This window comes from Collinsella sp. AM44-11 (genome assembly GCF_003467145.1).
Lineage (GTDB): Bacteria > Actinomycetota > Coriobacteriia > Coriobacteriales > Coriobacteriaceae > Collinsella.
In genome coordinates this window covers 72,113-92,206 of record NZ_QSFE01000007.1, presented here as the reverse complement: position 1 = coordinate 92,206, position 20,094 = coordinate 72,113, and the positions used below count along the sequence as shown (strand labels likewise).

General features: G+C 61.7%; 13 protein-coding genes and 1 tRNA gene. 8 read left to right on the top strand and 6 right to left on the bottom strand.

Features of this window, described 5'->3' with window-relative positions; translation table 11 throughout:
- Positions 1 to 2: 2 nt before the first annotated feature.
- From ychF to DW943_RS06055, 5 genes are all read right to left on the bottom strand, one after another.
- On the bottom strand, positions 3 to 1,079 hold the full coding sequence (ychF, locus tag DW943_RS06075; protein ID WP_089572784.1) for a redox-regulated ATPase YchF: 1,077 nt from the start codon (positions 1,077 to 1,079) through the stop codon (positions 3 to 5).
- Between the two features lie 114 nt (positions 1,080 to 1,193).
- The gene (locus DW943_RS06070; RefSeq protein ID WP_089572782.1) at positions 1,194 to 2,447 is read right to left on the bottom strand and encodes a 4Fe-4S binding protein; all 1,254 of its coding nucleotides are present in this window, start codon (positions 2,445 to 2,447) and stop codon (positions 1,194 to 1,196) included.
- Between the two features lie 151 nt (positions 2,448 to 2,598).
- Complete coding sequence (locus DW943_RS06065; protein WP_117645896.1) at positions 2,599 to 3,666, bottom strand: glycerol dehydrogenase; 1,068 nt, start codon at positions 3,664 to 3,666, stop codon at positions 2,599 to 2,601.
- Between the two features lie 147 nt (positions 3,667 to 3,813).
- The gene (locus DW943_RS06060) at positions 3,814 to 4,914 is read right to left on the bottom strand and encodes a glycerol dehydrogenase (RefSeq protein ID WP_117635909.1); all 1,101 of its coding nucleotides are present in this window, start codon (positions 4,912 to 4,914) and stop codon (positions 3,814 to 3,816) included.
- Positions 4,915 to 4,997: 83 nt separating this feature from the next.
- A complete protein-coding gene (locus DW943_RS06055) occupies positions 4,998 to 6,221 on the bottom strand; it encodes an iron-containing alcohol dehydrogenase (protein WP_089572776.1) in 1,224 nt (407 codons plus the stop codon).
- Positions 6,222 to 6,721: 500 nt separating this feature from the next.
- On the opposite strand from DW943_RS06055, the gene DW943_RS06050 reads away from it, so the two are divergent.
- From DW943_RS06050 to DW943_RS06035, 4 genes are all read left to right on the top strand, one after another.
- Positions 6,722 to 7,798 carry a hypothetical protein gene (locus DW943_RS06050; protein ID WP_089572774.1) on the top strand — a complete coding sequence of 359 codons (1,077 nt, stop codon included), beginning with the start codon at positions 6,722 to 6,724 and terminating at the stop codon, positions 7,796 to 7,798.
- The gene (locus DW943_RS06045; protein WP_089572771.1) at positions 7,798 to 8,841 is read left to right on the top strand and encodes a hypothetical protein; all 1,044 of its coding nucleotides are present in this window, start codon (positions 7,798 to 7,800) and stop codon (positions 8,839 to 8,841) included. The genes DW943_RS06050 and DW943_RS06045 overlap by 1 nt, the downstream gene beginning before the upstream one ends.
- 45 nt (positions 8,842 to 8,886) lie before the next feature.
- Entirely contained in the window at positions 8,887 to 11,064 is a 2,178-nt protein-coding gene (locus DW943_RS10675) for a MurT ligase domain-containing protein (RefSeq protein ID WP_233543609.1), read from the top strand.
- A gap of 100 nt (positions 11,065 to 11,164) precedes the next feature.
- Positions 11,165 to 11,241, top strand: a tRNA-Glu gene (locus tag DW943_RS06035).
- 637 nt (positions 11,242 to 11,878) lie between these two features.
- Here the strand turns inward: DW943_RS06035 and DW943_RS06030 are convergent.
- The gene (locus DW943_RS06030; RefSeq protein ID WP_117862488.1) at positions 11,879 to 13,966 is read right to left on the bottom strand and encodes a glutamine synthetase III; all 2,088 of its coding nucleotides are present in this window, start codon (positions 13,964 to 13,966) and stop codon (positions 11,879 to 11,881) included.
- 424 nt (positions 13,967 to 14,390) lie between these two features.
- On the opposite strand from DW943_RS06030, the gene DW943_RS06025 reads away from it, so the two are divergent.
- The 4 genes from DW943_RS06025 (at position 14,391) to DW943_RS06010 (ending at position 20,092) form a co-directional block, all read left to right on the top strand.
- Entirely contained in the window at positions 14,391 to 15,263 is an 873-nt protein-coding gene (locus DW943_RS06025) for a methylenetetrahydrofolate reductase (RefSeq protein WP_117786381.1), read from the top strand.
- Positions 15,263 to 16,051 carry a hypothetical protein gene (locus DW943_RS06020; RefSeq protein ID WP_117862487.1) on the top strand — a complete coding sequence of 263 codons (789 nt, stop codon included), beginning with the start codon at positions 15,263 to 15,265 and terminating at the stop codon, positions 16,049 to 16,051. Before DW943_RS06025 ends, DW943_RS06020 begins: the two co-directional genes overlap by 1 nt.
- 9 nt (positions 16,052 to 16,060) lie before the next feature.
- Positions 16,061 to 18,619, top strand: a complete 2,559-nt coding sequence (locus DW943_RS06015; protein ID WP_199572796.1) for a homocysteine S-methyltransferase family protein — start codon at positions 16,061 to 16,063, stop codon at positions 18,617 to 18,619.
- Between the two features lie 108 nt (positions 18,620 to 18,727).
- Positions 18,728 to 20,092, top strand: a complete 1,365-nt coding sequence (locus DW943_RS06010; RefSeq protein ID WP_035136908.1) for a PFL family protein — start codon at positions 18,728 to 18,730, stop codon at positions 20,090 to 20,092.
- The last annotated feature ends 2 nt before the right edge of the window (positions 20,093 to 20,094 follow it).

The window sequence follows — 20,094 nt, the reverse complement described above, 5'->3', positions numbered from 1 at the left end:
CCTTACACGTTAAAGCGGAAGTGCACGACGTCGCCATCGGCCATGACATACTCTTTGCCCTCGATACGCAGCTTGCCGGCGGCCTTGGCGCCCTGCTCGCCACCGAGCTCGATGTAATCGTCGTAGCCAATGACCTCGGCCTTAATAAAGCCGCGCTCAAAGTCGGTGTGGATGACGCCGGCGGCCTGCGGAGCGGTTGCGCCCTGACGAACCGTCCAGGCCTTGACCTCCATCTCACCAGCCGTAAAGAACGACTGCAGGCCAAGCAGCTTGTAGGCGGCCTGCGCGAGCACGTCCAGGCCGGGCTGCTCCAGGCCCAGGCTCTCCAGGTAGTCGGCAGCGTCCTCGGGATCGAGCTCGGAAAGCTCGGCCTCAATCTTGGCGCAGATCGGCAGCGGCTTGACGCCATCGATGGGCGCCAGGTCCTCGTTGAGCATATCCTCGTCCACGTTGGCCACATACAGGATGGGCTTCATGGTGAGCAGGAACAGGCCCTTGGCGGCGGCGCGCTCCTCGTCAGTCATCTCCATGGATGCGGCGCGCTTGCCCTCGTTGAGCCAGGCAAGCAGACGCTTGGCGACCTCAAACTTGGGCATGAGCTCCTTGTCGCGCTTGGCCTCCTTCTCGAGCTTGGGCAGCTGCTTCTCGAGCGTGCCCATGTCGGCCAGGATGAGCTCGGTCATGATGGTGTCGGCATCGCCGGCGGGATCGACGAACTCGCCGGTGCGGCCCACCTCACGCATGACGTTGGGGTCCTTAAAGTAGCGCACGACCTCGCAGATGGCGTCGGTCTCGCGGATGTTTGCCAAGAACTGGTTGCCCAGACCCTCGCCCTCGTTAGCGCCCTTCACCAGACCTGCGATGTCGACGAACTCGACCGTAGCCGGCACAATGCGACCCGGGTTGACGATGTCGGCGAGCTTTTGCAGGCGGCTATCGGGCACATCGACGATACCCACGTTGGGGTCGATCGTGGCGAACGGGTAGTTGGCGGCAAGGCCGGTCTTTTTGGTAAGCGCGGTGAACAGCGTCGACTTGCCCACGTTGGGCAGGCCCACGATACCGATGGAAAGGGACACGACAGCTCCTTTTGATACAGGTACTTCAAACTGTATAAGTATAGCGCCGCCGCAGCATCCAGGCGAACCCGGACGCCACGGCGGCGCAAATGAAGCAGAGATAGGGGTCGCTGACTAGTCTGCGAGCTTTTCCACCTGATCGAGCATCTTATCGAGCTTGGCCTTTGCCTCGGCCTTGACCTTCTCGGCCTCCTCGTGAGCCTTCGCCTTCTGGGCGGCCTTTTCCTCGGCCTCGGGATCGGCGACGACCAGATTGGACGCATCGTGTTCGACCAGCTTGAGCGCATGTTCGGGACAAACCTTGACGCAGGCTCCGCAACCCAAACAATACGTGGACTCCAGTGCAAAGCGACCGCTTCCCACCAAATCGCAGGCGGACGTGGGACACGCGTTAACGCACTCGCCGCACGACGTGCACTTGTCAAAATCGCACTCCGGCGTGCTCACCTGCATGTTCTGGGCAAGCTCGGGGTGGTTTTGCAGCGTCGAGAGCACCAGCTGGCGCCCATGGGTGAGCGAACGGCGACGCTTGGTCGTCGTGGTGCCGCACATGGTGTTGAGCGTGCGCTCCAGCTGGGTGATCTGATGGCGATGGGCTTTGAGCTTCTGCGTCACCGAAGCCAGTGCCGCCGTCGCCGGATTGAGTTTGGTCACGGTCAGGCCCGTGGTACGGGCGATCTTTTCCATGTATTCCTTGCGCTCGTACTCGCGGCGCTTATGGCATTTGAGGCTCTTGGGGTCGACCTCCAGGCCCATACCCGTACCAGCCCATTCCTCGGCCTTCGCAATCGCCTCGCCCAGCATGTCCTCGCCACCGGTGTTGCGGCATTTATCGCACACGCCCAGCGGCAGATACACACTCACGTTGGGATAGTCGGCCAGCACCGAGAACCAGGTCTCGGCTGTAATATCGCCCACGCAGGCAACGACGACCTCGTTCTCGCGCGGCATGCGCTTAAGGGCGCGCGTGCAGGTAACGTAGGCGGTCTCGTGACTTGTAGCCGCCGAGACAATGTCGTCATACAGGTTTTTGGGCGCCAGGCGCGGCGAGATGATCGCCTCAGTCGGACAGGCAGCGGCGCACAGGCCACACTTGCGACAGGAATCGAGGATCTCGATGGCATCTTCCTCGACCTCGATGGCGTTGACCGGGCACACGTCCATGCACGCGGTGCAGCCACTCTTTTCGTTTTTGCAGGTCAAGCACGGAATGGTGTTGCCGCGCGGACGCTCCTTGTAGTCAGCAGGATTCCACTGCGGCGCCGACGGATCGAGCGCATCGGTCACACCGCCAAGCGGGTTTTTAAGAAAGTCGAAACCCTTGCTGATCTCGATAATGTCATCAAACAGATCGTGTTCCTGCGCCATGCGCGGCCCCTCCCTGAGCAGTGCAAACAAGCAAGAGATAATGATACGCTATCGGCCCACGCCTCGGGCAAATTACACGCGGAGCATCTTTGCGGCAAATAGCCCATGGCCTATCGCCGCCTCGATTGCACAAGGCCAATCAAGCGCCAAACTATGCCTCGCACATGAGCTGCACGAGCTTTTGCCTGGTCACCTTTGTCTGTTCGTTGGCCATGTTGCGCTCGTTCTTAAAAGTTGCGTCAGCAACGCTCAGCAAATCGGCATCGGTAATCTCATCAAGCCCCAGCTCCTCAAGCGTCGTCGGCAGACCGACGCGCTGGCAAAACTCGAGCACCTGATCAAGCTCGGGTGCACGCTCCAGGCGCAGCTGCACCACCAGACCAAATGCCACGGCCTCACCATGCATGGCCTTGCACTCGGGCAGAATCGTCAGCCCGTTGGCGATGGCATGCGCCAACGCCAAGCCGCCACTCTCAAAGCCGACACCCGAGAGCAAAATATTGCACTCGATCAGGCGTTCAACCGCTGGCGACGTACGCCCCTTTTTGAGATCGCGCTTGGCAGCGACACCGCACTCCATAAGTGTGTCGTAGCAGGCACGAGCCGCAACCAGAGCCAAGTGCCCCGGCGCGCCACCGTGCTCGTTGGCGCCGTGCGCCGCGGCGCACGAACGCGCCTCGAAGTACGTTGCCAGCGCATCGCCCATACCAGCGACCGTCATACGCAGTGGGGCCGCTGCGACCACGTTGGTATCGACCACGACCAGATCTGGATTCTTCTCGAGCATCAGGTAGCGGTCGAACGACCCATCCTCGTGATACAGCACCGAAATCGCGCTGCACGGACCATCCATTGAGGCCGCCGTGGGACATACGCACAACGGCAACTCGGCATAAAACGCTACTGCCTTGGCGATATCGAGCATCTTGCCACCGCCAATACCCACCACCATGTCGCAATACTCAGCCTGGGCTTCCTTAGCCATTTCGGCAACAGCCTCTTCCGTACACGGACCGTTGTAAATTTTAAAGAACGGCTCGCTTAGATCGTCGTCCAGAAATCCATCGACAATCTGCCTGCACAGCCGATCCTCGGTGCCCTGGTCAAACAAGACATAGGCAGCGCAGCCCAACCATGACAAATACCTGCCCTGACGCGAAAGTTCGCCCGGCCCCTGAACATACCGACCGGGACCGCCGTAAACCATAGGAAGCGCCATACGAGAATCCGCCCTTCATCAAACAACGATTGGTGCAAAGTAACCTGACCCCTTTGCACCAACTTGGTGCGATGGGGTCAGGTTGGTTTGCACCATAGCAAAAAGGGGCAAAGCCGTCTGCTGGCTTTGCCCCTTCCTTAGCTTGATTTACTCATCCATAAGGTAGTAGTGACCCAGCGCGTCGGCACCCAGGATGGCGTTTGCGACCATCTCGGGCGTCACCTCAAACGGCATGTTGCACATGGTGTCATCGGGCGCGCAGGCGGCCTCGGCAACAATCATGGCCTGCTCGCGCGTAAGCTCGGCAACGCCAAGTTCCTTCATCGTGACCGGCAGGCCCAGCTCAATGCAGAAGCCCAAGACTTCCTCGAGTTTCTCAGTCGGAGCATCCTCGAGTACCAGCTGAACGATGGTGCCAAAGGCGACCTTCTCGCCGTGATACATGCCGTGGCACTCGGGCAGCATCGTCAGGCCATTGTGGATGGCATGAGCAGCAGCAAGGCCCGAGCTCTCAAAGCCAATGCCCGAAAGCAGCGTATTGGCCTCGATGATATGCTCGACGGCAGGCGTGAGCGCACCCTTCTCCAGCGCGACCTTGGCCTTGACGCCATCGGCCATAAGCGTCTCGTAGCAGAGCTTGGCAAGCGCCAGACCGGCCATGCCGCCTTTGCCACCAGCGCAGGTGCCACCGTCGGCATCGTGCGTCGCCTGGGCCTCAAAGTAGGTTGCGAGCGCATCGCCCATACCTGCCACCGTCAGGCGTACCGGGCTCGCCGCGATAACCGTCGTATCCATAAGAACGATATTGGGGTTCGCCTTAAGGAACAGGTACTTATCGAACTGGCCGTCATCGGTATAGAGCACGGAGAGCGCCGAGCACGGGGCATCGGTCGAAGCGATGGTGGGGCAAATGATGACCGGGGACTCCAGGTAGTAGGCGACGGCCTTGGCGGTGTCGAGGATCTTGCCGCCACCGACGCCGACGATGATGTCGCAGCCGTTGTCGCGCGCGAGCGCAACCAGGCGATCGACCTCGCTCTTGGAGCACTCGCCGTTAAAGTCCTCAAACAGCAACTCGGCCTTAGCCTCGGCAAAACCACCCTCGATCTTGGCACCGACGCGCTTCTTGCCCGAAGGCGTCACGATGACGAGGGCCTTAGCGCCAAGCGGCTCGACATAGGAGCCGAGCTTGGCGAGCTCGTCCGGACCCTGGATGTACTTGCTGGGGCTATTGAAAATTGCAGCCATAACTATCCCATTCTCTAAAAGAAAAAAGAAAGGGGCTCCGTACGGATACGTGCGGAGCCCCTCGTTACGATAACAAGAGTCGATTAGAAATCGATGTCGGTGTCGTAGTAGCAGGCCTTGAGGATCTTCTCGAAGTCGGCAGCCTTGGTCTCACGCGGGTTCTCGGGCGTGCAGGCGTCGGTCTCGGCGTTCGCAGCGATCTCGGGCAGCTTGGCGAGGAACTCCTCCTCGGAAACCATCTGCGGGTTCTCGGCGTCGACCTTCACGCCACCATTCGCGTAATCCTTGATGGACTGCGGAATGTTGAGCTGGTCATTGAGGTCGCGAATCTTCTGGACGAGCGCAGCGATGAGCTCCTCGTTGGTCTCGCCGGGAAGGTGCAGGATCTCCTTGGCCACGTAAGCGTAACGCTCAGCAGCACGCGGGTCCTTGGAGTTCCACTGGATAACCTTGCCCAGGTACATGGCGTTAGCGGCACCGTGGATGATGTGGCCGTTCTCGAAGGCAGCACCGGTCTTGTGAGCCATGGAGTGAACGATGCCGAGCAGGCCCGAGGAGAAGGCGATACCGGCGATGCACTGAGCCTCGTGCATGTGCTGACGGGCCTCATGGTCGCCAGCATAGGACTTGGGCAGCCACTCGACGATCTCGCGGATGCCGTGCAGGGCGTTGGCGTCGGTGAACATAGAGGCGCAGGTGGAAACGTAGGCCTCCATGCAGTGGGTCAGAGCATCCATGCCGGTGTGAGCGCACAGCTTGGCGGGCATGGTGTAGGTGAGCTCGGGGTCGACGATGGCGACATCAGGGGTGATGTTGAAGTCGGCCAGCGGGTACTTGATGCCCTTGGCGTAGTCGGTAATGACGGAGAACGCGGTGACCTCGGTAGCGGTGCCGGAGGTAGAGGAGATGGCGCAGAAATGAGCCTTCTGACGCAGCTCCGGGAAGCTGAACGGCTGGATGATGTTATCGAAGGACTCCTCGGGATACTCGTAGAAGACCCACATGGCCTTAGCGGCATCGATGGGCGAGCCGCCACCGATGGCGATAATCCAGTCGGGCTCGAACTCGCGCATGGCCTCGGCGCCCTTCATGACCGTCTCGATGGACGGGTCGGACTCGACGCCCTCGAACAGCTTGACCTCGAAACCGCCTTCCTTAAGGTCGTTCTCGACGTCCTGCAGGAACCCGCCGCGGCGCATAGAGCTGCCGCCAGAAACGATGATGGCCTTCTTGCCCTTGAGGTTCTTCACCTCGTGGCGAGCGCCCTCACCAAAGTACAGATCGCGAGGATTGGTAAAACGTCCCATACTGTGCCTCCTAAACAAGCCCCTCTTAGACTTGCGTATATAACGGAGCACCCAATTGGCTCCGTTAGGACCGGTTTGCGCGTTGCCGGCGATGACAATGCGCGATGTCTAAACGTCTCAACGCTCAGACAAACACTATTTTACCGTTCTGGTTGGTCAGTTATTCACCTAAAGCCGCCAATGATGAAACGTTTTTTCTATCCCTGAAGACCCTTGTGCGGCATTCATACTCCCAAGCTGGGCAAACGTTTTATCAAGGTTGACTACATATCCTGGGCAGGACTGTGCCCCTCCAAAATATGCACCGTTCGCCGCCAAAAATCGACCGTTTGCGGCACCGTGATACCACTCGGTCGTCCAAGGTGCCGACATTTGTGCGACATCCGTCTTCGTGGTGCAAAGGTGCAAGTCCAAGTGCGACACCCCCGGTGTGCCACATGCGGGTAAACTAGAACCTTATATAGAGACATTTGAACCCTAACCGCAGCAAAGGAGGCCCCATGGCATTCGATCCCATTCAAGAGGATTGCCATCGCCTCGTTCTTGAGGCCTTGCGCCGCGACAATATCCCGCTCACCGATGGCACCGCCGTAGAGCGTCTGATGGAACAATTCACCCGCAACCCCGCGCCGCTCATCGTGCATGATCGCGACCGCGCCGGACATCTGATTGCCAAGGTGGTCGAGGCTGTCGACTACCGCATTCCCTTTATCCCCGACGATGCCCAAGCCGAGCAGGAAGAGGCCGCTGCCGAGAACATGCTTCGCGAGGCCGCCGCGCTCGATCCGACCAACTGGGATGCCCAGCGCATGCTGACGGCCCTCACCGCCGACTCCAACGAGGAATACGTACAGTACCTGGTATCCAAGCGCGATGAAGTCGAGCATGACCTGGCGTTCAAGATCGCCTCGGCGCAGGACCCCTATGAGCGCGAGGCCGCGGGCGACCTTATGCGCCGCCCCTACCTGCGCTGGCTTGCCGCCCTTGCATCGCGCGCCCTCATTAGCGGACGCTATCGCATGTCGCTCGAAGCTGCAAACCGCAGCCTCGACTTTGCCCCCAACGATCCGGCCGGCGTCCGCCACACCGCGATGCTCGCCATGGCGAAGCTCGAATACCCTGCCGAGGAGCTCAAGCGCTTTCGCTCTGCCCACTCCGTCCCCTATCTCGCCAACACGCCGCTGCGTCGTCGTCCCAAGGACGCGGAGCGCGACTTGGACCCGTGGACGCTCATCGCACTGATGAGCGCAGCCTGGCGCGAGCTGGACTACGAGGGTGCCGAGCACTACTTGCGCATCCTTGCACGCTCGTGCCCGCACGCGGCCGAGGCACTCTACTTCCAAACCGAGTTTCCCGATGGCGTCTATGCCCGCGTCAACGTGGGTGTGGGCTCTACCGACGAGCTTGTCCTTGCGCTGTCCGAGGCGACGCCGGTACTGCAGGAGGGCTTGGGCGCCCCCGACAACGCCAGCTTCGCCGCCTGGGTCGCCACCAACGATATCGTGCGTTCCCAGATCGACGAGCGCATCCTGCGGGCGGCCGAGCAGGGCCTGCCGTTTAAGGGAGGAGACCTCTAATGGATCCGAGCGTCTACATCCCCGCCTACCTGGAGCGCGCCTACGTTGCGTCGCACCCCGAACTCACCGATGCAGCACGCGAACTTGTCCATAACGACGTGAGCGTTAACCCTCAAAAGTACGCGCAGACCGAGCATGCGCAGGCGCTGCTTTCCTATGCCGGCGTGCATCGTCATTTGCTCGACGAGCTCCATCGCATCGAGGACATGGGCAGCGACGAGGAGTTTGAGCAGACGCGCAACCGCCTGTTCGACGATATGCGCGATGAGCTGCTCAAGATCGTTCGCGTCGATGCGCTGGCGGTCGATGCCCAGCTGCTCGCCATCATTTTGGCGGACACACCCGTCGACGCCTGCCTGGGCGACCTGATGAAGCTCGAAGCGACCACGACCGATTACCTGCGGCAAAGCGTGCCCGGGTTCGACATGGAGGCCCCACACTACTGGGCCAATAATGTTTTGGCCGACGGTGTCACCGCAGCGGACCTTACCGTGAGCGAGCCGGCCCTTATCGGGTGGCTCCACACACTCGAGGCCATCTCGCAGCTGTGCATGGCAAGCGCCCGCTACCGCGCTGCTGCCAACTACGCCCGCCGCGTCCTTAAGGCAGAAGGCTATCCCACCCGAGCTGCCGGCACCGTGTTGCTCGCTCTCGCTCGCCTGGAAGACCAGGACGGCTTTTTTGCCCTAGCCCACCAGCTCGAGGAACAGATGGGGGCAGACGCACTCGAAAACTCTCCTTGGTACCTGCTCGCCCGCACGATTCTGCTGTTCAAAACAAACAAGATGCGCCCGGCGACGCGCGCGCTGCGTGAGTTCGCTAACCGTTGCGAGGGCGGCGCGTTCTTTTTGCTGAACCCCATGTATCAGACACCGTACCTTCCCTGCCGGCCCGAACCGCACGACCCCTGGGACCTTTCGCATCAGGCAGTTTGGGAAGCCGACGGCATCATCTCGGACACCCCCGACTTTGCCCCCTGGGCCAACGCCTGCGAAGATGTATCGCAGCTTGCCCAGGAATTTGCGCGCCGTTACGGCTTTTAACGGCGCAAACGCCACGACCATGTCATTCACGTTAGGAACGGCTTCATGAACTTCCGCTCATCTCTCGCCTGTGCCTCGAGCGATATCGCCCGCTGGGGGCTGCGCTCCGTCCTTAAGCGCCAGGGCGGCGTACTCCCCGGCCGCATCGCCATGAAGATCGACCCCGAGCTGCTAAGCGACCTCGCGAGCCTGGTCGACCGCAGCGTGGTGATCACCGGCACCAACGGCAAGACCACCACCTCCAACCTCATCGCCGACGCCGTTGCTGCCAGCGGTGCTACCGTGGTGTGCAACCGTGCCGGCAACAATATGGAGCCTGGTGTGGTGGGCGCTCTGCTCGAGGCCCGCGGCAACCTTAAGCGAACCGCCAGCAGCAAGCGCGTAGGCGTTTTTGAATGCGATGAGCTCTACACTGTGCGCGTCCTGCCCAAGCTCAAGCCGACGTACTTCGTGCTGCTCAACCTGTTCCGTGACCAGCTAGATCGCTATGGCGAGATCGATCACACCCAGGAGGTCATCGCCCACGCGTTGGAGCTTTCGCCGGCAACGACGCTCATCTACAACGCCGACGACCCGCTGTGCGCCTCGATTGCCGCGCGCGTTCCCAACGCGAGTATTGCCTTTGGCATCGATGGCGCCACGGGCACCGAGTCCGACCGCATTAGCGACTCGCGCTTTTGCTCGCAGTGCAACGCCCCGTTGGAGTACGACTACGTACAGTATGGTCAACTCGGCGCCTACCATTGCCCCTCGTGCGGCTGGGCCCGCCCTGCGCTTGTCCGTCGCGTGACGGGCGTGGAACTCGGCTGCGACGGCTACGGCTTTGACCTTGTCTTTGGACCCGATACCGACGCACCCGCAACGCACATCGCCACGCGCTACAACGGTCTGTACATGGTCTATAACGTTGCCGCCGCCTTCTTTGCCACACACGAGTTGGGCGTGAACACGGCGCTTCTACAGCCTACGCTCGATGCCTATGTGCCTGCCGGCGGTCGTATGGGGCGCTGGGATATCGCCGGCCGCACCGTCGAGGCCAACCTGGCCAAGAATCCCGTAGGCTTCGATCGACAAATCCAGTCCATCAAGACGGCAGGCGGCAGACTCTGCGCTTTCTTCCTCAATGACAACGACGCCGACGGCCACGATGTCTCGTGGATCTACGACGTCGACTTCGAGCGCATCGCCGATACCCCGGGGCTTGTCGCCTTTGCCGGCGGCACGCGTGCACACGATATGCAGGTGCGCCTCAAGTACGCCGGCATCGACGCCGCCATTATCTCGGACGTCGCGCAGGCAATTGGCGCCATGGCAGACGAGGCCGCCGATGACACCTTCTACGCCGTCGCCAACTACACGGCCTTCCCGCCGCTGGTCAAAGAACTCGACGGGCTGAAGGGTGCCGATGCAGCCACGGTTGCCGCCCGCGCCGCAGTCCGCGCCGACGGCAGCGCTCTTCCTGTCGGTATCGCGCCAGTCGAGCTCTCGCGCCCGCTGCGCATCGTCTACCTGTATCCCGATGCCCTCAACCTCTATGGCGACGGCGGCAACGTCATCGCCCTCGAGCGCCGCTGCGCCTGGCGCGGCATCCCCGTTCGCGTGGATGAGGTCCGCATGGGCGAGGTGCTCGATCTGCATGATGCCGATATCGTCATGATGGGCGGCGGATCCGATCGCGACCAGCTAGCCGTGGCACACGAGCTGCTCGCCCAAAAAGACAAGGTCGCAGCCTATGTTGAGGACGGCGGTTCGCTGCTCGCCATCTGCGGCAGCTATCAGCTGCTCGGCCGTTCGTACTATATGGGCGAAAATCGCATCGAGGGCCTGGGCGTCATTGCCGCCGAGACCGTACGCGGCTCCGACCGCCTGATCGGCAACGTCGCCGTCAAGACCGACCTGGCACCCGAGCCCTTTGTGGGATTCGAGAACCACGGTGGCCGCACGCTTTTGGACGCCGATGCCACGCCGCTCGGAACGTCCGTCGTCACGGGCACCGGCAACAACGGCGACGATGGCTTTGAGGGTCTCATCTACAAGGGTGTCATCGGCACGTACCTGCATGGCCCGGCGCTGCCCAAGAACCCCGAACTCGCCGACTGGCTCATCGCCCACGCCCTCGAACGCCGTGGCGACGCACAGGCCGCCGCCCTGTTGCCGCTCAAACCCCTCGACGACGCCTACGAGCACGCCGCCCACGACGCCGCCATGAAGCTCCTCCCCTAGCACCCCACCACCACAAGGGGGACAGGTACCTTTGTGGTGGTTTTCCAGTTTGCCAACGATATACGCGCCGGCAAAAAAGTCTGCTATACTCTTTCCCGCTGTCCCCATCGTCTAGCGGCCAAGGACGCCACCCTTTCAAGGTGGATATCGCGGGTTCGAATCCCGCTGGGGGCACCATTTAAACTGAGAAGCCCGTTGCCCTCGCGGTAACGGGCTTTTTGCTGCCGATATGCCGGGATTCGAACCCGACAGGGTGCAGAGCTGAGGAAACGCGTAAGCGTTTTCCAGCGCAGCACGCAAGGAGCGGAGCGACGCAGCGAAAGCGGGCGGCGCCAGCCGCACGCGGACATCCCGCTGGGGGCACCACAGAATCTGTGAAGCCCGTTACCAATTCGGTAGCGGGCTTTTTGCTACCCATACGCCGGGATTCGAACCCCGAAGGCATAAAATCACACTGTCATCCAAGGGCCCGTGGACAAAAAATAGCAAATATGAGTACTGTTACCAATTTAGTAACAGCGATTTCATGCCATCAGAAGGCGATTTGGACACAAGGCGTCCTACGGCGGAGGAATTGCAGGCATTTATCAGCTAAGTACTTGGACATATGTTGCGTAACACTGCATATTTTGCAAAAAGATAATGCTACAGGGCTTGTGACAGTACTCATATTTGACGTTTTTTGCCCACGACCCCTTATTGTGTGGGCGAATCAGTTGCAAAGCGGGATCCAAAGCGTCCTTCGCAAACAAATAGCCGGGGCCCGCGCGATGCGGACCCCGGCTCAATACCATGACGATATGTCGGTTACGCTCTACACGTAGAACAGGATGTCGTCGTAGGTCGGAACCGGCCAGTAGTCGGCGGCCACGATCTCTTCCATGGCGTCCACGGCGGCGCGCAGCGTATCCATAGCGGGAACGACCTCGTGCGCGTACACGTTGGCCTGCTCCTGGCCATCGAGAGCCTCGGCCTTCTGATGCACGGCGTCGAGCGCCTTGATGGAGTCGTTAATGGCGGTGATGCCGTTGCAGAGCTTGTTGAGCGTGTTCTGCTCGCACTGCATGGCAGCATCGGCACCGGCAGCGCGGATTGCCTCCAGGCCCTTAGCGACCTTGGTGGCATAGGCGGTGATGACCGGACGATAGGTACGACGCGCCTCGCGAATCATCGTGGTAGCCTCGATGTTCATGAGCTTGTTGTACTTCTCGAGCTTGCAGTCGTAGCGGCACTGGGCCTCGGCCTTGGTCAGGACGCCCGTCTCCTCAAAGAGCGCGATAGCCTTATCGGAAACAAAGGCGGGCAGGGCGTCGGCCGTAGTCTTGTTGTTGGCAAGGCCACGCTTCTCGGCCTCGATGGGCCACTCGTCGGAGTAACCGTCGCCGGAGAACAGGATACGCTGGTGATCGGTCAGCACCTTCTTGCAGTACTCGAGCGCGGCGTCCTGGAACTTATCCTCGGGCGTACCCTCGAGTGCGTCGGCGAAGGACTTGAGCGACTTGGCCACGGCGGCATCGAGCACCAGGTTGGAGTCGGAGACGTTCTGCTCGGAGCCGCAGGCACGGAACTCGAACTTGTTGCCAGTGAAGGCGAACGGGGAAGTGCGGTTGCGGTCGGTGTTGTCTTGCATCAGCTTGGGCAGGGTATCGGCGCCCAGGTCGAGCACGCCGCGCGTGGCATGGACGGAAGCTTTGCCATCGATGATCTTCTCGACGACCTCGGTAAGCTGGTCGCCCAGGAAGATAGACATAATCGCCGGAGGAGCCTCGTTGGCGCCCAGACGATGATCGTTGCCGGCCGAGGCAACGGAGGCACGCAAGAGCTCCTGATAGTTATCGACGGCCTCGATCACCGCGGTGAGGAAGACGATGAACTGCAGGTTGTCGAGCGGGGTGTCGCCCGGGTCGAGCAGGTTCTCGGACTCGGTGCCAAGCGACCAGTTGTTGTGCTTGCCCGAACCGTTGATGCCCTCGAAGGGCTTCTCGTGCAGCAGGCAGACCAAGTCGTGACGGGAGGCGATGAGCTTCATCTTCTCCATCATGACCAGATTCTGGTCGATGGCCTCGTTGACCTCGCCATAGACAGGGGCGAGCTCATGCTGGCAAGGAGCGACCTCGTTGTGCTTGGTCTTGGCGGGAATACCAAGTGCCCACAGCTCATCGTCCAGGTCCTTCATATAGGCCGAGACGGTAGGGCGGATAGCGCCAAAGTAGTGCTCCTCGAGTTCCTGGCCCTTGCAAGGAGCAGCACCAAAGAGGGTGCGGCCGGTGATGACCAGGTCCCTGCGCTTGCGGTAAGCGTCCTTCTTGATCAGGAAGTACTCCTGCTCGTCGCCCACGGAAGGAACAACCTTCTTGGGGGTCTTGCCAAACAGCGCCAAAACGCGCTTAGACTCACGCGAGAGCGCGGTCATGGAGCGCAGCAGCGGGGTCTTCTTGTCCAGGGCCTCGCCCGTGTAGGAGCAGAAAGCCGTGGGGATGCACAGGACGTCGTCCTTGATAAAAGCAGGGCTGGTGGGATCCCAGGCGGTGTAGCCACGGGCCTCGAAGGTGGCACGCAGACCGCCGTTGGGGAAGCTGGAGGCATCGGGCTCGCCCTGGATGAGGTTCTTGCCCGTAAACTTGGTAATGGCGGTGCCGTCGTGGTTGGGCTCGAGGAAGCTGTCGTGCTTCTCGGAAGTAATGCCCGAAAGCGGCTGGAACCAGTGCGCGTAGTGCGTGGCGCCCTTGGAGATGGCCCAGACCTTCATGGCGTGGGCAACGGCGTTGGCCACATCCAGGTCGAGCGGCTCACCGTCCTCGAGGGTTGCAGCAAGGCGCTTCCAAATGTCCTTGGGGAGGTAGTCCTTCATGACTTCCTCAGAGAACACCATGGTCCCGAAGCGGTCAGTAAGATCGGCCATACGGAACTCCCTTCGTATCGGCACCGCGTGAGATGCGGTGTTGATTACTAACGAACGAGTCATAGCTTAGACTCGCCGTGTTTCCGCGACATTACCGTTATGTTGCTGTCGCGAAACCAATCAATGAGGTTACCGCATCACAGCGGCACTGCCGCCCTTAATGGCCAATCAACTGTATAAATTGCAGACCTCTCCCCATGATTTAAGGGCAGTCAATTTGGGACAGGGCTTTCTTAACTGGTATTTCGCATCAGATACCATTCAATATAGCCCTTTCCTACATTGACCGCTCTGCTATAGGCAATGCCGATAGCAAGGCATCTTTGATTGGTATCCCTAAATCGCGAGTAAAACTCCACCGTGGCACAGCGGTGCTGTAGAATCCTTACAACACATCGCACCCAGGCATCTAAAGGAGCACGATATGCGCGTCGACGAGGTTTTTAAGCAGGCAGCATCCCAGGGCACCACGTCCGTTTCGTTTGAGATGTTCCCGCCCAAGGGTGAGCTTACCCTCGACACGGCTCGCGAGGTGGCAGGCAACCTGTGCAAGCTTTCACCGAGCTTTGTCTCGGTCACTTGTTCCGCTGGCGGCTCGGGTAACGGTGCCACCACCGCCCCCATCGCACATATGATTACGAGCGAATTCGATACGCCCTCGGTAGCGCACCTCACCTGCGTTGGCCGCACACATGCCGATATCGCCGCCAAGATTGACGAGTATCGCTCGGCCGGCGTTGAAAACATCCTGGCCCTGCGCGGCGACCTGCCCGCTGGCGCGACCGAGGACGACAAGCCCGCCTCCGACTACGCCTACGCCCGTGACCTCATCCCCGAGCTCGTCGACGCCGGCTTTTGCGTGGGCGCCGCAGCCTACCCCGAGGGCCACATTGCCTGCGAGGATCTCAACCTCTCGGTCGAGCACCTCAAGCAAAAGCAAGACGCCGGCGCGAGCTTCTTTGTGACGCAGCTCTTCTTTGATAACGAGTGCTTCTATCGCTTCCGCGAGCTTGCCGACAAGGCCGGCATCACCGTGCCTATTACCGCGGGCATCATGCCGTTTATGGGCAAGTCGCAGATCAGCCGCATGGTCTTTATGTGCGGCGCGTCGCTGCCCTCCCCCGTCATCAAGATCCTCGCCAAATACGAGAACGACCCCGAGAGCCTGCAGGCAGCCGGTGTAGATTATGCCGCCCGCCAGCTTTGCGACCTCAAGGAGCACGGCGCCGACGGTCTGCACCTGTACACTATGAACCGTCCTGCAATCGCCGCGACCATTATGGAGCGTCTGGGGTAATGGAAAAACCGCACATCGATACAACCGTTGTTGAAGTGCCGGCCGACCTTGCGTCGCCGGCGCTTTACCGTATCGACGCTGCCCACCATCCTCGTGTCGACCGTGCCGAGATGCTGCGGTATCTGGGCTACGGCGGCCAGCAGATTGAGCCCGAGCTAGCGCAGCGTATTGAGCTTGTCGTTGAGCGTCTGGAGCTGGACATTGAGCCCCGTGGCGTGCGCCGCATATTTGCCATCGATGCCACGGGCGTCGATGAACAGGGCGAGCCCTGCATTCGCCTAGTCGGCACCAACGTTGAACTGCGCGGTCGCGATATCTATCGCCACCTCAAAGACGCCCGCTTTGCCGCACTCATGGCATGCACCCTCGGCATGGACGCCGAACGCCGTCTGCGCACCACGGGAGCTCAGCAGCCCCTAGAGGGAGCCGTGCTCGACGCCGCATGCTCCGCCTACGTGGAGGCCGCCGTCGAGCAGATGGACCAGCAAGTCAAGGCTGCGGCCGCTGCACACGGGCTCGCCGGTAACTGGCGCTTCAGTCCCGGCTATGGCGACTGTCCGCTCTCGGCCCAGCGCTCGATCGTGGCTGCACTCAACGCCACGCGCCTCATTGGACTTACCGTCACCCCCACCAGCCTGCTCATGCCCACCAAGAGCGTGACCGCGGTGATCGGCCTGTTTGACGGCGAAGTCCACGACGCCCAGAGCCGCCCCACCTGCAATATCTGCCGCATGCGCGAGCACTGCCGCTTCCGCGCCGCCCACACCACCTGCTATTCCAGCCATTAGGAGCCCCCGATGTTTACTCCGCTTATCACTCATGATCTGGACGGTGCCGCGCTGGCGGCACCCGTTGATGCCGCACGCCGTAATGGCGCCACGTACAAGACGCGCACGATCGACGACCTTCGCATTAAGGACGATCGCCTGTGTGCGGCCATCGAGGGCACGGGACACCTGCTGTTCGACGGCGGCATGGGCACCATGTTGCAGGCCGCTGGCATGAAGGCGGGCGCCCTGCCCGAGCTGCTCAACTTTGAGGAGCCACAGGTCATTACCGATATCCAGCGCCAGTACGTCGAGGCTGGCTGCGACGTAATCACCGCCAACACCTTTGGCGCCAACGCCCACAAGCTCGACGGCGCCGCCACCGTGGCAGATGTCTTTGCCGCCGCCGTCGCCTGCGCCCGCGCGGCCGGCGCCCACTACGTCGCCGGCGATATCGGCCCCATCGGCGCGCTGCTTCGCCCCTTGGGTACCCTCAGCTTCGACGAGGCCTATGACCTCTTTGCCGAGGAAGTGCGCGCCGGCGTCGCCGCGGGTGTGGACCTCTTTATTATCGAGACTATGACCGACCTGGCCGAGATCAAGGCGGCCGTCCTCGCCTGCCGCGAGAACTCCGACCTGCCCGTCTTTGCCACCATGACCTTTGAGGAAGACGGTCGCACCTTCCTGGGCACGAGTCCCGAGGTTGCCGCCATCACGCTCGATGCCATCGGCGCCGATGTCCTGGGCATCAACTGCAGCCAGGGCCCGGCCGAGCTCCGGGGACTCGCTGCACGCATGCTCACCGTTACCGACAAGCCCATCATGGTGCAGGCCAACGCAGGACTGCCCCGCGTGGACGACGACGGCAACACCGTCTTTGATATCCAGACGCCCGAGTACGCCGCGGCCGTCGCCGGCATGATCAAGGATGGCGTGAGCGTCGTGGGCGGTTGCTGCGGCACCACGCCCGTGCACATGGCGGCCTTGCGCACGCTTATCGACAACCACACGCCCAGTCCGCGCCATCGCAAGCCCAGCATGTCGGTCACGAGCGCCCAGACGGTCGTGGACCTTCCCTGCGATGGCCACAAGATCGCCGTCATCGGCGAGCGCATCAATCCCACCGGCAAAAAACGCCTGCAGCAGGCCCTGCGCGACGGCGATCTGGACTACGTCGTAAGTCAGGGCATCAGCCAGCAAGAACAGGGCGCCGATATCCTGGACGTTAACGTGGGCCTGCCCGAGATCGACGAGGTCAAGATTATCCAGCAGGCCACCGAGCAGCTCCAGGGCTCCACGCTCCTGCCGCTGCAGATCGACTCCACCGATCCCGCCGCTGTCGAGGCCGCCGTACGCCGCTACGCCGGCAAGCCCATCATCAACTCGGTCAACGGCAAGCAGCAGATCATGGATGAGATCTTTCCGCTGGTCGCCCACTATGGAACCAACGTCGTCGGCCTCACGCTCGACGAAGGCGGCATCCCCGATACCGCCGAGGCTCGCTTCGCCATCGCCGAGCGCATCGTGGCCGAGGCCGCCCGCTACGGCATCGGCCCGGACCGCATCCTCATCGACTGCCTGGTCATGACCGCCTCGACCAACCAGCGCCAGGCTGAGCAGATCCTGCGCGCCATGTCTATGTGCAAGGAGCGCCTGGGCGTCAAATGCGCACTCGGCGTGTCGAACATCAGCTTTGGCCTGCCCGCGCGGCCGCTGCTGGGCTCGGTCTTTTTGGCCGCCGCCTTTGGTGCAGGTCTGGACGCCCCCATCATGAACCCGGGTTCCAAGCGCTTTATGGATACCGTCTACAGCTATCGCGTGCTGAGCGTTGAGGACGAGGGCTCGACCGGATACATCGAGCGCTACGCTGGCTGGACCGATCCGTATAAAATCGCCGCGAACCCGGCAGCGGCCCAGACCGCATCGACCGACGCCGCGCCCGCTGCTGACACCGCCGGCACCGACGGCAACGACGACCCCATCCGCCACATGGTCGTCTCGGGCCGCAAGGGCGAAATTGCGGCCGAGACCGAGCGCCTGCTGGCCGACCACGACGCTATGGAACTCATCAACAATCACTTTATCCCCGCCCTCGACGAGGTCGGAGTCCTCTTTGACCAGGGCAAGTTCTTCTTGCCGCAGCTCATGGCCTCGGCCGAGGCCGCGCGCGTGGGCTTCGATACCATCAAACGCCTGATGCCCGCCGGAGAGATTGCCGACAAGGGTAAGATCTGCGTGGCCACCGTCAAGGGCGACATCCACGATATTGGCAAGAACATCGTCAAAATGCTGCTCGACAACTACGGCTACACCGTCTTTGACCTTGGCCGCGACGTCGATCCACAGGAGGTACTCAAGACCGTCAAGGAGCGTGACATCAAGCTCGTCGGCCTCTCGGCGCTTATGACTACCACCGTCGTGGCCATGGAAGAGACCATCAAGCTGCTTCATGCCGAGGTGCCGGGCGTCAAGATCATCGTAGGCGGCGCCGTACTCACCCCCGAATACGCCAAGCAGATCGGCGCGGACTACTACGCCAAGGACGCCGCCGAGAGCGCTCGTATCGCCGAAGAGGTCTTTGGGCAGTAACACAACGGAAACAACCAAGCACCAAAACGTGCCGCACGCGCCACTTGGCACGTGCGGCACGTTAGAATAGAAAAGACTATGCTCGTTTTGGCAGATAGGAGCGCAAGGATGGCGATCACGCCCGCAGAAATCGCGGAAACCCGCGGCATGGTTGAGGAGCAGAACCTCGACATCAGGACCATCACCATGGGTGTTTCGCTCATGGGTTGCGGTGACGAGAACCTCGACCGCATGTGCACGAAGATCTACGACCACGTGACGCACACGGCTGAGCATCTGGTCGAGACCGCCGAGAACCTCGAGCGCGAGTACGGTATCCCCATCGTCAACAAGCGCGTCTCCGTCACCCCGGTGGCGCAGATCGCCGCGTGCTGCAAGGATGAGGACCTCACCCCCATCGCGCATGCCCTCGACCGCGCGGCAGAGACGCTCGGCATCGATTACCTGGGTGGCTTCTCCGCACTCGTCCAGAAGGGCATCGGCGACGCCGATCGCCGCGTCATCCAGTCCATCCCCCAGGCGCTCGCTACCACGAGCCGAGTCTGCTCCAGTGTCAACGTCGCTAGCCTGCGCGCCGGCATCAACATGGACGCCGTGCTTATGGCCGCCCAGACCATCATCGATGCCGCTAAACTCACGGCCGACCAGGATTCCGTCGGCGCTTCCAAGTTTGTCTGCTTTGCCAACATGGTCGAGGACTCCCCGTTTATGGCGGGCGCCGTCCACGGCGGTGGCGAGGCCGACGCCGTCATCAACGTAGGCGTCTCGGGCCCCGGCGTTATGGCCGCAGCCCTGGAGACGCTGCCCGATTCCGCATCGATGATGGAAGTCGCCGAGAAGATTAAGCAGACCGCCTTTAAGATCACCCGTGCCGGTGAGCTCATGAGCCGCGAGGCCGCCCATCGCCTGGGTGTCGAGAAGGGCATTGTCGACCTGTCGCTGGCTCCCACGCCTGCCATCGGCGACTCCGTCGCACGCATCCTCGAGATCATCGGCGTGGGCACCTGTGGTGGCCCGGGCACGACCTGCGCGCTCGCCATGCTCAACGATGCCGTCAAGAAGGGCGGCGTCATGGCCAGCTCCAGCGTGGGCGGTCTCTCCGGTGCCTTTATCCCCGTATCCGAGGACGCCGGCATGATCGCCGCCGTCGAGGCCGGTGCACTTTCGCTCGAGAAGCTCGAGGCCATGACCTGCGTGTGCTCCGTTGGCCTGGACATGATCGCCATCCCCGGCGACACCCCGGTCGAGACCATCGCCGGCATCATCGCCGACGAGATGGCTATCGGCGTCATCAACAACAAGACCACGGCCGTCCGCGTGATTCCCGCCATCGGCAAGGGCGTGGGCGACTGCGTCGAGTACGGCGGCCTGTTCGGCCGTGCGCCCATCATGCCGGTGAACCCCAACGCCGGCACCGTGCTTGCCCACCGTGGTGGACGCTTCCCGGCACCGCTGAACTCGCTCAAGAACTAGTC